18 protein-coding genes are annotated in these 13,433 nt (G+C 62.1%); 17 read left to right on the top strand and 1 reads right to left on the bottom strand.

Going from position 1 to position 13,433, the window contains the following annotated elements:
• The first annotated feature begins 5 nt into the window (after positions 1–5).
• From KS03_RS03465 to KS03_RS03460, 4 genes are read left to right on the top strand one after another with little or no spacing between them, the layout of a single operon-like run.
• Positions 6–998, top strand: coding sequence for an AAA family ATPase (locus KS03_RS03465; protein ID WP_015878161.1), 993 nt, complete (start codon positions 6–8; stop codon positions 996–998).
• A 7-nt stretch (positions 999–1,005) separates the two neighbouring features.
• The gene (locus KS03_RS30895) at positions 1,006–1,221 is read left to right on the top strand and encodes a hypothetical protein (RefSeq protein ID WP_127913876.1); all 216 of its coding nucleotides are present in this window, start codon (positions 1,006–1,008) and stop codon (positions 1,219–1,221) included.
• Positions 1,218–1,385, top strand: coding sequence for a hypothetical protein (locus KS03_RS32215; protein ID WP_167343584.1), 168 nt, complete (start codon positions 1,218–1,220; stop codon positions 1,383–1,385). Before KS03_RS30895 ends, KS03_RS32215 begins: the two co-directional genes overlap by 4 nt.
• The gene (locus KS03_RS03460; RefSeq protein ID WP_158335143.1) at positions 1,382–1,813 is read left to right on the top strand and encodes a hypothetical protein; all 432 of its coding nucleotides are present in this window, start codon (positions 1,382–1,384) and stop codon (positions 1,811–1,813) included. The genes KS03_RS32215 and KS03_RS03460 overlap by 4 nt, the downstream gene beginning before the upstream one ends.
• Here the strand turns inward: KS03_RS03460 and KS03_RS29435 are convergent.
• Positions 1,738–2,555, bottom strand: a protein-coding gene (locus KS03_RS29435; RefSeq protein ID WP_085962362.1) for an IS5-like element ISBugl2 family transposase whose coding sequence is annotated in 2 segments (ribosomal slippage) — positions 1,738–2,207 and positions 2,207–2,555 — 819 coding nt in all. Because the reading frame shifts where the segments join, the coding sequence is not laid out codon by codon here. The two genes, KS03_RS03460 and KS03_RS29435, sit on opposite strands and share 76 nt — an antisense overlap.
• A 121-nt stretch (positions 2,556–2,676) precedes the next feature.
• On the opposite strand from KS03_RS29435, the gene KS03_RS03455 reads away from it, so the two are divergent.
• The 13 genes from KS03_RS03455 to KS03_RS03405 all read left to right on the top strand — a co-directional run bounded on the left by KS03_RS03455 (position 2,677) and on the right by KS03_RS03405 (position 13,413).
• Entirely contained in the window at positions 2,677–3,060 is a 384-nt protein-coding gene (locus tag KS03_RS03455; RefSeq protein ID WP_017432225.1) for a regulatory protein GemA, read from the top strand.
• Positions 3,057–3,455, top strand: coding sequence for a hypothetical protein (locus KS03_RS03450; protein ID WP_015878163.1), 399 nt, complete (start codon positions 3,057–3,059; stop codon positions 3,453–3,455). The genes KS03_RS03455 and KS03_RS03450 overlap by 4 nt, the downstream gene beginning before the upstream one ends.
• 302 nt (positions 3,456–3,757) lie before the next feature.
• Positions 3,758–3,928 (top strand): hypothetical protein, encoded by a 171-nt coding sequence (locus KS03_RS32585; protein ID WP_230674376.1) that lies wholly within the window; start codon positions 3,758–3,760, stop codon positions 3,926–3,928.
• 117 nt (positions 3,929–4,045) lie between these two features.
• Entirely contained in the window at positions 4,046–4,480 is a 435-nt protein-coding gene (locus tag KS03_RS03445) for a phage virion morphogenesis family protein (RefSeq protein ID WP_015878164.1), read from the top strand.
• Complete coding sequence (locus KS03_RS03440; RefSeq protein WP_017432226.1) at positions 4,480–5,094, top strand: hypothetical protein; 615 nt, start codon at positions 4,480–4,482, stop codon at positions 5,092–5,094. The genes KS03_RS03445 and KS03_RS03440 overlap by 1 nt, the downstream gene beginning before the upstream one ends.
• A complete protein-coding gene (locus KS03_RS29425; protein WP_102952619.1) occupies positions 5,063–5,329 on the top strand; it encodes a hypothetical protein in 267 nt (88 codons plus the stop codon). Before KS03_RS03440 ends, KS03_RS29425 begins: the two co-directional genes overlap by 32 nt.
• 71 nt (positions 5,330–5,400) lie before the next feature.
• Complete coding sequence (locus tag KS03_RS03435) at positions 5,401–6,858, top strand: phage tail protein (protein WP_234038089.1); 1,458 nt, start codon at positions 5,401–5,403, stop codon at positions 6,856–6,858.
• 47 nt (positions 6,859–6,905) lie between these two features.
• Positions 6,906–7,277 carry a hypothetical protein gene (locus KS03_RS03430; protein ID WP_017432228.1) on the top strand — a complete coding sequence of 124 codons (372 nt, stop codon included), beginning with the start codon at positions 6,906–6,908 and terminating at the stop codon, positions 7,275–7,277.
• 89 nt (positions 7,278–7,366) lie between these two features.
• Complete coding sequence (locus KS03_RS03425) at positions 7,367–7,915, top strand: phage tail assembly protein (protein ID WP_017432229.1); 549 nt, start codon at positions 7,367–7,369, stop codon at positions 7,913–7,915.
• A 48-nt stretch (positions 7,916–7,963) separates the two neighbouring features.
• Complete coding sequence (locus KS03_RS03420; RefSeq protein WP_015878166.1) at positions 7,964–10,354, top strand: phage tail tape measure protein; 2,391 nt, start codon at positions 7,964–7,966, stop codon at positions 10,352–10,354.
• 3 nt (positions 10,355–10,357) lie between these two features.
• Positions 10,358–11,728 (top strand): DNA circularization protein, encoded by a 1,371-nt coding sequence (locus tag KS03_RS03415; RefSeq protein ID WP_015878167.1) that lies wholly within the window; start codon positions 10,358–10,360, stop codon positions 11,726–11,728.
• Between the two features lie 3 nt (positions 11,729–11,731).
• Positions 11,732–12,901: a phage baseplate assembly protein gene (locus KS03_RS03410; protein WP_015878168.1), complete on the top strand. Its 1,170-nt coding sequence runs from the start codon at positions 11,732–11,734 to the stop codon at positions 12,899–12,901.
• Complete coding sequence (locus KS03_RS03405; RefSeq protein ID WP_015878169.1) at positions 12,898–13,413, top strand: phage baseplate assembly protein domain-containing protein; 516 nt, start codon at positions 12,898–12,900, stop codon at positions 13,411–13,413. The genes KS03_RS03410 and KS03_RS03405 overlap by 4 nt, the downstream gene beginning before the upstream one ends.
• Positions 13,414–13,433 lie beyond the last annotated feature (20 nt).

Below are 13,433 nucleotides of genomic sequence, written 5' to 3'. Positions count from 1 at the left end.
CGACCATGACTGCGAAGACCCAAACCGACAACGCCGTGGCTATTCCTGTCGAGTGGCCGGACCATTACAGCGAATCGAACCGCACTGAGGCCGCGGCCATCGTCGCGCAACTGAGCGAAATCGGAAAAACACGCTCATGGCTCGCTCGTCTGTCGCGCGTCAACGTCGGCACGATGTCCACGGTGCTGAACGGAAAGTACGGCACCGAGCCGACGAAGTGGTTGCGCATGATGTCCGACGCGCTCGCGACGTACACCGGCCGCGCGACGATCACCACGATGCCGCATGTCCAGACGAGCGTGTCTCAGCTCGCGAACGTCGTATGCGATCGCGCCCGGAGGTACCGCAACTTCGGCGTATTGACGGGCTTCGTCGGTGTCGGCAAGACGGATGCCGTGCGCCAGTACAAGGAACAGAACAGCCATACCATCATCATCGACGCCAACCCGAACATGTCGCCGGCCATGATGCTCGATGAGCTGCTGGCGGCATCGTCGGCCCCTATGGCGCGCACACTCGATGGAAAGTTCTCGTCGATCGCCGAAGCATTGAACGGCACGACGTATCTCATCATCGTGGACGAAGCTGAAACGATGATGCCGAGCTGCCTGCATTACCTGCGACGCATTCGCGACAAGGCCGGCATCGGCATCGTCCTGGTCGGCACCGATCGGCTGCTGCAGCTCATCAAGCCGAGCTACGGGCAGTTCGATCAAATCCGCTCGCGTGTCGGTTTCTGGCCGCAGATTGTTCGCGGTGTCTCGCGCGAAGACGCTGGCGCGCTCGCGCAAGCCGCACTGGACGACCAGGGCGAGCTGTCCGGCGAAGTGCTGGATGCGCTCTGGCTGTACTGCAGGGGTTCGGCTCGGATGCTCATCGAGAACTTCATTCCGGCCCTGCGGGACTACGGTCTGAAGAAGAACCACGAACTATCCGCCGACCTGGTGCACGCCGTCGCACGCGACGCGCTGCTGCTCGGCGAGCAACGTAGTGCGTGAGGCCACCATGACGAACCAAACTGATCCGCTTCGCTGTAAGGCGCTGGCCATGCACTTGCTCAACTTCCAGCTGCAGTTCGAGCAGGAGCGCTCCGTCGCGCTGACCGAGGGCCAACGTGCTGCCGCCGAATGCGCGCTCGGTATGTGCGCTGCTCACGGTGCTGGCGAACAGCATGCGTCGGCGCTGGAATCGTTTCTGTCCGGCTCCTGGGAGGCGCGATGACCGCTGCCCATTGCATCGTGATCGTATTGGCCACTGTCGGTGCCGCAGTCGCCGTTGCCGCATCGCTTGAAGCGGTCGGTATTGGCCACGTTCGCATCTACTTCGGTGCCGATCCGCTCGTATGCACCGTGCCCGCCGAATCCACACCTGGAGTAACGCCGTGACCAACATGAAAATTTTCTATGAGGATGTCGACGGTGACGAAGTGGAAACCGTGCGCGGCGACAGCATTCGACTGTCGTACACCGACGCTTCATTCGGCATGCACGCGGACTGCGACACGTGGGGGCGCGTCGTCTTGACCGTCACGCACCTATTGTCCGGCGCACCGGTCAGGACGGGCCGCATGCGGGACGCGGCGTTCGCTGCCGCCGTCGCGTACGTCGAACAGAACAAGCGCACCTCGCATCGATGTTTGCGAACACGGCTCAAGCCCGCGTGTTGCTCGAACACCTGCAACGCAAAGCGAAGGCCCGCTGACATGGCGCTGTCCACATATCCGTCTAAGAGGCCAGTTCAAAAACCCTGCTCAGCTCGTCTGAAGATGTTCCAACAGATGATCGAGCAGCCAAGTTTGAGGAATGCTTCGTGAATGTAGGCACTTCGCTCGAAGCGAGTGCGTAGGCGCCGGAAATTGTGGAGCCAGGAATGCGTACGTTCGACCACCCAACGATACTTGCCCAGACCACTGCCATGCTCGGTCCGGCGCTTGGCGATCACGGGCTTGATACCGCGTTCGCGCAACGCGCGACGATGTCGGGTGGAATCGTAGCCGCGATCGGCGTAGACGACGCCGGGCTTCTGAAGCGGTCGGCCACGAACGCCGCGAATGGGTGGAATCGCATCAACGAGCGGCAGCAACTGCGTGACGTCGTTGGTGTTCGCGCCAGTCAGGATCGCAACGAGAGGAACGCCGTTGGCGTCTACGAGGACGTGGTGCTTGGAACCGGGTCGCGCGCGATCGGTGGGGTTCGGGCCAGTTTTTCGCCCGCCCCAACGGCGCGCACGGACGACGAATCGACCGCAGCGTATGACAGATCGATTTGGCCGGCCGCACGCAACTTGTCGAGTAGCAACTCGTGCAGTTGGTCCCATACACCAGCCTTTTGCCAGTCGCTCAATCGCCGCCAGCATGTGGCGCCCGAGCCAAAGCCCAGACGAGTCGGCAAGTGGTTCCAACGAATTCCCGTTTTGAACACGAACAGGATGCCGTTGAGAGCCGCACGGTCGGACACGCGCGGGCGACCAGGATCGCTCTTCGCTCGAAGCTTCGCAGGTGGCAGCAATGGTTCGATCAGTATCCACAGTTCGTCGTCAATGATTGGCGCTTCCATCCTTGGACTTCCGTTGTTCTGATGCCCAAGGTTAACAGCTTGCCGAGGAAGTAAACAGCCCCTCTCGGGAGTTTTTGAACTGGCCTCTAAGCATGACAGCCAGCTGGTCCGCCGCAAGGCGATGAAAGCCGGCATGAGCGAAGACCAGTACAAGGATTGGCTGCTGGCGCACTTCGGCGTGCGCTCGGCCGCCGAGCTGTCGGCCAAGCAACGCCGCGAGGCGCATGCACGTCGGCACAAGCTGCTCGACTTGATGAAGCCGCAGGCCGCGCCTGGCGCATGGAACGAGCCGCAGCCGCGCAAGCTGTCCGCGTTGTGGGCACAGCTCGCGGCGTGCGGCGCGGTGGGCGTGAACACGCCCACCGCATTGGAATCGTGGGCGACGGGTCGCATTCCGACGCCCGCCGCGCTGCGCTTCGCCCGCGCCGGCCAGTTGCCGTATCTGATCGAAGCCGCGAAGAAATGGTTACTTCGCGTGCAACCCGATGCCGAAGTGACCGCATGAATACGACGCCCCGCATCAACCGTGCTGCGCTGCCCGAGCTGCTGCGCGAACTCATCGACTGCGTCGGTGAGGCGGCTGCGTTCGCGCTGATCGACTGGCGCGGCGGTACATATCTGTCGGTGCCCAAGCGTGTCGATCCGCAGCACATGCTGGTCGAGCATATTGGCCCGGTCGCATTCGTTGCCCTGGTGGAGCGCTTCGGCGGCGAGACCCTCATGTTGCCCAAGAAGGACGCCGTGACGCGCCAGCAACGGCATCAGATCGTTCGCCAGCTCCGCATGGAGCGACTCACGGTCGACCAGATCGCGATCCGCACCGGGTACACGATGCGCCGCGTATTTCAGATACTCGGCGAGCATTCCGCAGAGCCGTCCAGCGGCGACCTGTTCGAGTGATTGCCGCCCGCGCCAGCAAGACCCTTTTCAAAAAGCGCTGAAACATCATCAAAAACTGCTGATGACTCGTTGGACGACTCTATGGTCGTCCAACCCCGCCAACGGCCTCTAGGCCGTTTAAATCCGTCCCACTCCCGCAGCGTCACGGAGAATCATTTGCTTGTGAAATGGTTCACCATTTTTTTCTGATCCGCGCCTCGCAAACTGCGAGGCATGGACAAGACCACTTCTCCCCAAGCCGCGGGCCTCGCCAACTGGATCGAAGCAGGCTGACTTCCATGTTGGCGCGGTCCAGCCGGTTCATGGACGGCTATCTGCGCGCCAACGAGGGTTTGCCGCTGGACCACGCGGACATCGACCGGACACAGCTGAAGACCTGCGGTCCGTCGCTCACGCGCTGCTCGCTGCTCGCTGCAGGACGATCCGGACAACGCGACCAACCAGCGGGAAACGCGCTGCAAGTACTGGAATGACTGGTTGCGCGATGTGTGGACCGGAAAAGTCGGGGTGCTGCCACCGCCTGCAGCGAGCGGTCGTCGCGTGCTGTGGGGCAAGGTGCCGATCACCTACAACTGGGACAGGTACGGGAAATGAACGGGGTGTCGGTGCAATGGGACTTCGCTGGCGATGATGCGCTGTGTCGGCACCTCGCAGCGATCGGTGGTGCAACGTTCACGGGCGGGCACGAGGAAATCGGTGAATACATGCTCGGCCACATTCAGGATCGATTCGACCAGCAGATGCTCTGGGATGGCAGTCCGATGCCGCAATCGGCCGCTGCGCTCGAGCGTCAAGGCCCGACGCTGATCGACTCGCGCGCCCTGTATGACAGCTATGTGTACAACGTGATTCCTGACGGCCTGGAATTTGGAAACGGCGAGGAATGCGAGCGCATTCACCATTTCGGCGGTGACACTGGGCGTGACCGTTCCGTCCATATCGAGGCGCGACCTGTGCTCGGCGTCAACGATCACGATGGCGCGTTGACCGGCCAAATGCCGCTCGACGCAGTGAGGATGAGGTGATGGACACGAACGTCATGAGCACGGCGTTGCTCAATGCGCTCAACGTCGTGCTGCGCGAGAAGGCCGGCAAGCTCTTCAAAACGATTGATCTGTACGGCGGCCAGTTGGACGCTGAGGAAGTGCCCGCGCACTCGTTTGTTGCGCCTGCCGCATTTACGACCTGCCTCGGGTGGCGGCGCTTGCCGAAGGCCGGCCAGTACATCGGGAAGAACGCTTGGCTCGCAAAGTGTGCAGTGTTCGTCGTAACGAACGACGGCAATCGCGTGGTGCGTGCGGCCGCGGCGATGCAGCGTGCCGAGCTGGTGTCGCGAATTCTTTCGAACTGGGATCGCCCGCCATGTACCGGCAAAGCCGACAACGTGGTCGCCGAAAGCATATACAGCCGCAAGTTCGACGCACGGGGGCTGGCCGTCTGGATGGTCGGCTGGTGGCAGGAAATCGAGTTCGACGGCCTGCTTAATCCCGACGAGCCGCCCGACTTGAAAGCGGTCGACATTGAATGGAATCCCATAATTCGACCGCCCGACCCACCGCCGCCAAGACCTGGCCCCGAAGTGCAAATCGACATCAAAGGAGTGACAAATGGCTCGAGCCAAGACTACGACGATAGATGACACCGATATCGACGGTGCTATCGACGACATCGAACAGGTTGTTACCGAGCCTGCCCCGTTTCCATCACCACGACTGGGCGAGCAGATCGCCGTCGTAGCCGGTGCCGGTCGCGTCGTCATCAATCGCGAATTCGGCGGCCTGTATAGCGAGACGGCAGCCGGCCCGGCGACGGTCGACGTTCGCGTTCTCCGGCTGCTCGAAGACGGCGATCTGATCCGCCAACGTCCCGAGTAACGGAAGGTCGCTTAAACCCGCTTCAAACCTCATTCACAGGGCAATAGAAGATGCTTACGAACTTGCTTTCATTGAACTTTCAGGTGCCCTTTGTGGCCCACAAATTCGATGCGTCGAAGGCGATTCGCGGCCTGCGCGGTATGCCGCGCAGCGTGCTGCTGATCGGCCAGGCGAACCCGCCGATCGGCGTCGACATTAAGAAGCGCCAACGCGTCACCAGCGAGGCCGAAGCGATCGGCCTGCTGGGTGAAGGCTCGATGCTGCTCGCAATGTGGCGTGCGGCAAAGGCAAACGCCGATCTTGGCATGCCGATCGATCTGGCGATCCTTGCTGACGATGCGACCGCACTGGCTGCCACGGGCAAGGTGACGCTGCAGGTCGATGCGAATCACGCGTCCGGCGAAGTGTCGCTGTACATCGGCGGCAAACGCGTGCGGATCGGGATCGCGGTCAACGACACTGCGACGACTGCAGCCACGAAGCTCCTCAACGCAATCCAGGCGACACCGAGTCTTCCCGTTACTGCTGTCGCGGGCACCGCAGCCGGAGAAGTGAAGCTGACCTGCCGCTGGAAAGGCGCGACGGGCAACAGCATCGATCTGCGCAGCACGTACTACGCGGATGATCGGCTGCCGCAGGGCGTGACGGTGACGATCACGTCGATGGCTGGCGGTGCCGTCAATCCCGACATCACGCCGGTCATCTCGGCGATCAAAGGCTTTCGTGCGACCGAATACGCGATGCCGTACACCGACAGCGCGAACATGGGTGTGCTGGAGGCCGAGCTGGAACGGCGTTGGAACTTCGACAACATGCAGGATGGCCAGGCCGTGACGGTCATGCGCGGAAGCGAGGGGGAAGTTGTCGCCTGGCTCGGCCCCCGCAACAGTCCGGCGGTGCACACGATCTGCGTGACCCGTGACCTTACCAATCCGTGGGAGACAGCCGCAATGGCCGCCGCCGCGATCGAGAGCCACGTGGCGATCGACCCGGCAGTCCCGTTCACGGGTGTGGCGCTGAGCGGCTATGTCGCAGCGCGCCTGGAAGACGACTGGGAAATCGACCAGCGCAACAACATGCTGACGGCGGGCGGCTCAGTGCTCGAGACGATGGAGGACGGCACCGCGCACATGCTGCGCGTGGTGACGAACTACACGACGCATCCGACCGGTGCCATAGACCCGTCGTGGCGAAACCTGAACTGGGTGAAAACGCTGTCGTATTACCGCTGGTTCACGGTGACGGAAATCCAGACCAAGTATCGCGGCTACAAGCTGGCCGAGTACGTCACCGAGCCGATTCCAGGCCAGAAGATCATGACCGTCCCGCTTGGCACCGACATCATGCTGAACAACTACGAGCAGTTTATGACGGCCGGCCTGTTCCAGAACATGGACCATTACAAGAAGACGTTGCGAGTCGAAGTCGACGGGCCGAACGGCAAGCTGAAGATCCTCGACCAGCCGGTGCTCATCACGCAGCACTACCAAACCGAGATCACCAGCGAGTTCATCGCAGGTCACGTTTGATCGGCCCCGAAACACACACATTTCTCTGACTTTAATGGAGGGCTTAAATGGCCTGCGATAGCGAAATTTTCCGTGTGGACAGCCTCACCGTGGACGGTGAGGAATGGGCGATCGAGGACGGCAGTGCAACTGTTGAGGGTGCGGCGGGCTTCGAGCGCGAAGCGACATTGGCCACAAACGGCCAGGACTACACGACGCGCAAGCGCGTCGCTCGCGTCATCAAGACCAAGCTGCTTTTCACTGGCTCGCTCGAGCCTGAGAGCATCAGCTCGATCCGCGAGGCGCAGATTGTGATGACGAACCTGCGTACCGGCCGACGCTGCCGTGCTGGCAAATGCACGTTCAAGAGCATGGGGGAGGTCGGTAACGGCCCGGTCAGCATTGAGTTCATCGCGCTCACGGCACTGCAGTGGCTGTAAATCACCGCTGACACGAACGAGACGAAGGCAGGCGCCGGCCCTGCCTTCGTCGTATCCGGCCGGCGCATTCCCATCATCGGAACATCACCATGAACAAGAACGATATCAATGTCGTGCAACTGGTCGACGGCTTGCCGTCTCAGGTCGGCGAGCAGACGGTGCGCTATCGCACGGTTCGGTTGCGCGAGACGACCGTGGCCGACGAGTTCGCCGCCGTTGAACTGGCGGAGCGCGTCGTGTCGATCCAGGGAAAGCCAACGCTGTTGGTTTCGGACGAGTTGTATCGCGTCGCCATGACGCTGCGCCATGTCGAGCGCTTCGAGTGCGCCGGGCTCGATCCGATCGAACAGAAGCTAATGACACTGGACATGTTCGGCCGGTTGTCGCCGCTCGACCTGGCGAAGATCGAAGAACGATGCGTGCTGGTCGACCTGGCAGCGCAACTCCGGCACGCGCTCATCACGCAGGCCGACTTCGACGCAATCCTGGCCGGCGAGAAGGAACAGTCCGTCCCGCGAACCGAGGGCCAGGCTGAAGCAATGGGAGACGCTGGCGCGTCAGCTCAGCCTGGCCCTGCCGTGCTCGCTGACTTCGGTGCGCAGCATGCCGCTGTCGCAACTGATGGCGCAGGCCGCTGAACTGGACCGCGCCCATAAGGCGCAACAGGAACAGACGAGGAAACGGCGATGAGCAATATGGTGCTGCGGTACGTCATCACCCTGACAAGCGACCTGAAGCGCCGCGCTGCCGAGAACGCGCGTGCGCTCGAACAGGCCAGCCAGCGTCAGACCAAGGCGCTCACGGACGTAGATCGCGCTGCGCAGAAAACCGAGAAGACTTTGGAACAGGTGAGCAGCAAGACGAACGCCGCGCGCCCGGAGGGCAGCGCGCGGCGCATGGCGGCGGCGCTGGCCAGCGTCGCGAACGCGACGCAGCGCGCGACGACGGCACTGTCGCAAATGGGTGGCCGGTCGTCGCTAGATCGCATGAACGCGTATCTGGCGAGCGTTTCTCGGCGTATCGATGACGTTCGCCGCAACGCCGAGCGTGCAGCGCATGTCGTCGGTCGTATTGGGCAGACTGGCGCGGCTGTCGTCGGGGGAGCAGTCGCAGTCGGTACCGCAGCTGCTGCGACGCTTCAGCGACCGATGTCATTCGACGAGCGGCTGGCGCATCTTTCCAATTTTGCGTACGGCCAAAAAACTCCGGCACAGCGCATTTTGGAGATCGGCAATCTGGAGGACACGATCAACGCTGCCGTTCGGTACGGTGGAGGGTCGCGCGATACTGCGCTTCAAGCGCTTGGCGCTGTCATGGCGTCGGGATCTGTCGAAATCAACGATGCGAAATCAATGCTGCCCGATCTGCTGAAAGGTGCGACGGCCTGCGACGCGGATGTGACTGAAATTGCGCAGGTTGAAGTGGCCGGCATGCGCAATTTCGGGCTGTCGAAAGACGATATGAACAAGGTGATTTCGAAGATGGTGGTTGCCGGGCATGAAGGAAGATTCAATATCAAGAACATGGCCCCTTACCTGCCCGACCTGATGGCATCGTCGAATGACAAGCTTGGTATGCGTGGTATGGGAGATTACGAGAAACTGCTGTCCTATGCACAGGCATCGGCCATCACATCAGGAACCGCTGATGCGGCAGGTATCGGCCTCAAAAATCTGATTCTGAAGATCAACAGCGACGATACGAAGAACGGCTTCAAGAAGATGGGATACGACCTTCCGAAGTCGCTGGCTCGTGCTCGCGAACGCGGCTTCGACGGAATTATGGCTTTTGCCGATTTCGCGAATCAGATTGTCGGGAAGGACAAGAATTACGTCGAGCTGAGAAAGAAAGCGTCGAGCGAAACGGGTGACCAGCAAAGGGAAACCTATCGAGCGATGGCCGCCATTTTGCAAGGTTCTGCAATTGGCAAGATCATTCACGATCCGCAAGCGCTGATGGCACTTGTCGGCATCACGGCAAACCCGGACTCCCTGAAGAAAGTCCAGGAGCAGATCCACGCCGACAACGGCGAGGCAGTCCAGTCGAATTTCCGCGTTGTGTCGAGCCGTGCAGCATTCAAGGCTCAGCAGATCGCTAACGAAACGGACATGGCGCGCAGTCATGTCTTCGAGCAGATTGACGGCCCCCTCAAGACGGTACTGGACGCTGTAACGCAATTGGCACGGGTAATGCCAGGTGCGACCACAGCCGTTACCGCGTTTGCCCTGACGGCGGCGGTAGTTACGGCGGCAGGCGTTGGCGGCGTACCTGCGCGGTGTCTGCTCAGCCGCGGTCCTCGCGGTACTCCCGGTGTGCCGGGTGGTGCCAGTGGTTTGGGGGGCGTCGGCAGTGGCCCCATACCGGTCTACGTCGTGAACAAGATTCCCGGCTGGACCGCGCCGACGCCAGGCGGTGCTGCTGGTGGCGCTCCAGGTGCGGCTACCGGTGGCGCACGACGTGGGCTATTCGGCCGACTCGGCGGAGCCGCGCCGTGGCTCGTGACGGCAGGGCTCGCTGCATACGATCTGTTGCCCACGCTGCTGGACAGCAGCAAGACGCCGACCGAGAAGGCTAACGCCGCCGGCCGTACGGCTGCAGGTGTTGCCGGCGGCTGGGCTGGCGCCCAGGCCGGTATAGCGCTTGGCGCCTTCGGTGGACCGTTCGCACCTATCACGGTGCCGCTGGGCGGCATGCTCGGTGGTGCGGTGGGCTTTCTCGGCGCGCAATGGGCCGGTGACCAACTCACCAGTGTGATGTCCCGCCCGCCGTCGCAGCGTGTGAGTGAGACACGCGCCAGCGACGGATCAACCGCCCAGGTGCCGCAGGAACTACTGGACCGCATCAGCATCCTTCGCACGCAGCCGGCCTATCTGATCAACCCGATGCTGCAGCCGTCAACCGCGCTTGCGATAATGGACCACATCCAGGCCGAGTCCCAGAAAGTCGAGGTCGGCAACGGCACGCTGAACGTCAACGTTGCCGTACGCGACGAGCGAATCATGACGACCGCGACTGTGACGCAGCAGCCGTTCGCACTGCGCGTCGACGCAGGCTCAACCAACCCGGGAGGTTTTTAAGCGATGGCACTGCTGGGAACAACCTGGCTAGACCAACTGCGCACCGCGTCATGGCGCGACGTGTCGTTCCAGGTCGACACGATCGAGATGACGGACGGCGACAACACGGTGATGCGTGAATACCCGTTCCAGGACATGCCCACCGTGTTCCGCATGGGCGCGGGCGCGAACGAAATCAAGTTTTCGGCATACGTGGTCGGCGACGACTACCTGGACCAGCTCAATCGCCTGCGCCAGGTGCTGACTGGCGACGGCGTGTTGGTGCATCCGACGCAAGGCAGCATTCGCTGCTGGTGCAACGGCCAGTACACCGTCAAGGAAGCGCCAGCATCCGAAGGCGGATGCGCACGCCTGGAATTGTCGTTCGTCCGCGCCGAGCCGCGCCGGTATCCGGCCGGCGTGACCAACACGGCCGACCAGGTGGCGGACGCGGCCGACAATGCCGAACAGTCGCTGCTCGATTCGCTGTCGGCTAATCTCGACCTGGCCAAGCTGACCGGTTGGGCGCACGACAACGTGCTGAGCCGGATCCGTTCGGGCCTGGACACGCTGTGGGACGGTATCTCGTTCGTGAACCGGATTTACGACACGTACAACAGCCTAGTGCGGCAGTACATCACGTTCCCGCTGAACGAGTTGGCCGCGATCCCGTCGCTTCTCGGCCGCCGTATCTGCGACCTGACGAAAATTCCGGAAACGCTCACGTCAAATGAAGCGTGGTCCGCATTCGGCGCAGCGCGCAACCTCTGGAAGGCGCCCACCGAGACGCGCAGCTTGCTGTCGCAGACGCCGTCGCCGTCCGGGCTCCCGCAGGCCATCAGCCCCGCTATCGCGGCGGCTTACGCTCCGGCCGGATTCGTTCCATCCGCTGCCCAGGCGAAGCTTGCCGAAGCCTTCACGCCGCCCGCGAGCCCCTACCAGACCGCTGCGCGCCAGGCCGAGGCACAGTCGTTGAAGACGTTGGAGCGGTTTTTTAACGGCGTGGTCACGATCATGGCCGTGCGGGCAGTCGCACAGATCGAGCTGGGGAACTACGACCAGGCGCTGGCGCTGCGCACGGACTTCAACCAGCAGATCACCGAACTGATTCTGGCGAGCGCGGCCGAGCCGGTTGGTGGTGTTGGCGAGACGACGACTCACGACGCGCTGGTCCGTTTGAAAACGGCCGTGCTGGCCGACCTGCAGGCGCGATCGCGCGACCTTGCCAGGTTGACCACGTATACGCCGGAGTCGTGGCAGCCGGCGCTGTACGTGTCCTATCGCATGTTTGGTACAACGCGCTGGGCCGACGAGATCGTGGCCATGAATCCGCACATTCGCCATCCGCTGCTGGTGCCCGCTGACACGCCGCTGCGCGTCATCAAGCACGACTGAACCATGGCGACGAAACCCGAGCAATTCACCCGCGACGACGCAAAAATCTATGTGACCGTGAACGGTCGCGATTATCAGGGCTGGCTGTCGTCCAACATCGAGCGCTCGCTGGAAACGCTGTCCAGCCGCTTCACCATCCCGGTGTCGCTGATTCCGGGCAATCCGCCCAACATCAAGCGGCAGGACGCGATCAAGGTCCGCATCAACGACACCCTGGTCGTGACCGGCACTGTGCTGGCCGCCGAACCGTTCTATAAGCGGGACGATTGCGGTCTGAAAGTCGAGGGGCGCAGCCGCAGCGGCGACCTGGTGGCGTGCTCGGCGATCTACCAGGGCGGACAGTGGCGCAATGCGAAGCTGGACCGTATCGCGCGAGATCTGTGTACGCCGTTCGGCATCGACGTGACGATCGACACCGACATCGGCGCACCGATCCGCGACCTCAAGGTCGAGCATAGCGAAACGGTGGTCGACGTGCTGTCGCGCGCGGCGCGCCTGCGCGGTGTGCTGGTCACGACCGATGCGCAAGGGCGCGTGCTCATCACGAGGGCCGGCAAGGAAAAGAGCCACGGCGCAATCGTGCGCGGTGTGAACGTCATCAGCATGGAAAGCGTCGGCACCGATGCCGAGCGGCATTCGGACTATTTTTGCTACGGCCAGGGCAACGTCACGCACCGGTCCAGCCTGCAGACGCTGGAAGTTGGCAGTACGGCCGCCGATCCAGTCAAGGCGTTCAAGAAAGCCATCCAGCAGAAGGCGCAAGCGAAAGACCCGGAAATGAGGCGGTATCTGCCGCTGGTCATCAACGCGAACGGCAACAACGACGCGTCCGATATGCAGCGCCTGGTCGACCACACAATGCGTGTGCGGCGCGGGCATGCGTACGGCCTGAAATACGTAGTCGAAGGCTGGACGTGGAAAGGCAAGCCGTGGGAGATCAATACGCGCGTGCCGATTTACGACGACATCGCCGGCCTGGACGGCGACGAATGGCTGATCTGCGAGGTGAAGCAGAGCGTCGAACTGAAGGAAGGCGACGTAACCGAGTTGCTGGTTCGGCCGAAAGAGGCATACGACACGGGGCCGCTGAAGACCAAGATGAAACGGCGTCAAGGCAAAGGCAAACGCGGCAAGGATGGCGCGGTGCTCGAAGTCAAGGGAGACCCGTCGTGAACCTGCTCAACATGTTGCGCCGCGCGCTGATGCGTGGCTTGAAGGAAGGCCCGGTGCAAGAGGTCGCGGTGCAGGTGTTCGACTCGACCGGCCGGGAGAACGCCGAGCGCTGGCAGGATTACGGTTTCGCAGGGAATCCGGGTGATGGTCAGGGGCTCGTGATCGAGGTAGGCGGCCACACCGTCGTCATGCGTCTGGATCGCATTGACAGCCGGCCGCAGCTGAAGGTCGGCGAAGTTGCTGTCTGGCATAAAGACGGTCATAAAATCCTGTTGACGGACGGCGGCAAGATTCGCGTTGAGTGCACGACGTACGAAGTCGAGTGCGACAACTACAAGGTCGCGGCGAAAGCCGGCATCGAACTGGCCACACCGAAGGTTACCGCCAGCGAAGCGATCGAGTCGAAGGCCGCGAGCATCACCGAAAGCGCGACTATCGCCGGCCGCGACTTCATCGATCACGGTCACAAGGAAATCCAGCGCGGTAACGACAATTCGGGCGGTGTCGTCTGACGCCAAAGTCTGTTTATGAA

Source organism: Burkholderia glumae LMG 2196 = ATCC 33617 (assembly GCF_000960995.1).
Classification (GTDB): Bacteria; Pseudomonadota; Gammaproteobacteria; order Burkholderiales; family Burkholderiaceae; genus Burkholderia; species Burkholderia glumae.
The sequence above is the reverse complement of the archived record's forward strand: the minus strand, read 5'-3'. Positions and strand labels throughout refer to the sequence as shown.

Coding starts and splice junctions, on each gene's coding strand:
- KS03_RS03450 (WP_015878163.1), top strand. CDS start 3,057: ATGAATACGACGCCCCGCATCAACCGTGCTGCGCTGCCCGAGCTGCTG.
- KS03_RS32585 (WP_230674376.1), top strand. CDS start 3,758: ATGGACGGCTATCTGCGCGCCAACGAGGGTTTGCCGCTGGACCACGCG.
- KS03_RS03430 (WP_017432228.1), top strand. CDS start 6,906: ATGGCCTGCGATAGCGAAATTTTCCGTGTGGACAGCCTCACCGTGGAC.
- KS03_RS32215 (WP_167343584.1), top strand. CDS start 1,218: ATGACCGCTGCCCATTGCATCGTGATCGTATTGGCCACTGTCGGTGCC.
- KS03_RS03415 (WP_015878167.1), top strand. CDS start 10,358: ATGGCACTGCTGGGAACAACCTGGCTAGACCAACTGCGCACCGCGTCA.
- KS03_RS29425 (WP_102952619.1), top strand. CDS start 5,063: ATGGCTCGAGCCAAGACTACGACGATAGATGACACCGATATCGACGGT.
- KS03_RS03455 (WP_017432225.1), top strand. CDS start 2,677: ATGAAAGCCGGCATGAGCGAAGACCAGTACAAGGATTGGCTGCTGGCG.
- KS03_RS03420 (WP_015878166.1), top strand. CDS start 7,964: ATGAGCAATATGGTGCTGCGGTACGTCATCACCCTGACAAGCGACCTG.
- KS03_RS03465 (WP_015878161.1), top strand. CDS start 6: ATGACTGCGAAGACCCAAACCGACAACGCCGTGGCTATTCCTGTCGAG.
- KS03_RS30895 (WP_127913876.1), top strand. CDS start 1,006: ATGACGAACCAAACTGATCCGCTTCGCTGTAAGGCGCTGGCCATGCAC.
- KS03_RS03445 (WP_015878164.1), top strand. CDS start 4,046: ATGAACGGGGTGTCGGTGCAATGGGACTTCGCTGGCGATGATGCGCTG.
- KS03_RS03440 (WP_017432226.1), top strand. CDS start 4,480: ATGGACACGAACGTCATGAGCACGGCGTTGCTCAATGCGCTCAACGTC.
- KS03_RS03410 (WP_015878168.1), top strand. CDS start 11,732: ATGGCGACGAAACCCGAGCAATTCACCCGCGACGACGCAAAAATCTAT.
- KS03_RS03425 (WP_017432229.1), top strand. CDS start 7,367: ATGAACAAGAACGATATCAATGTCGTGCAACTGGTCGACGGCTTGCCG.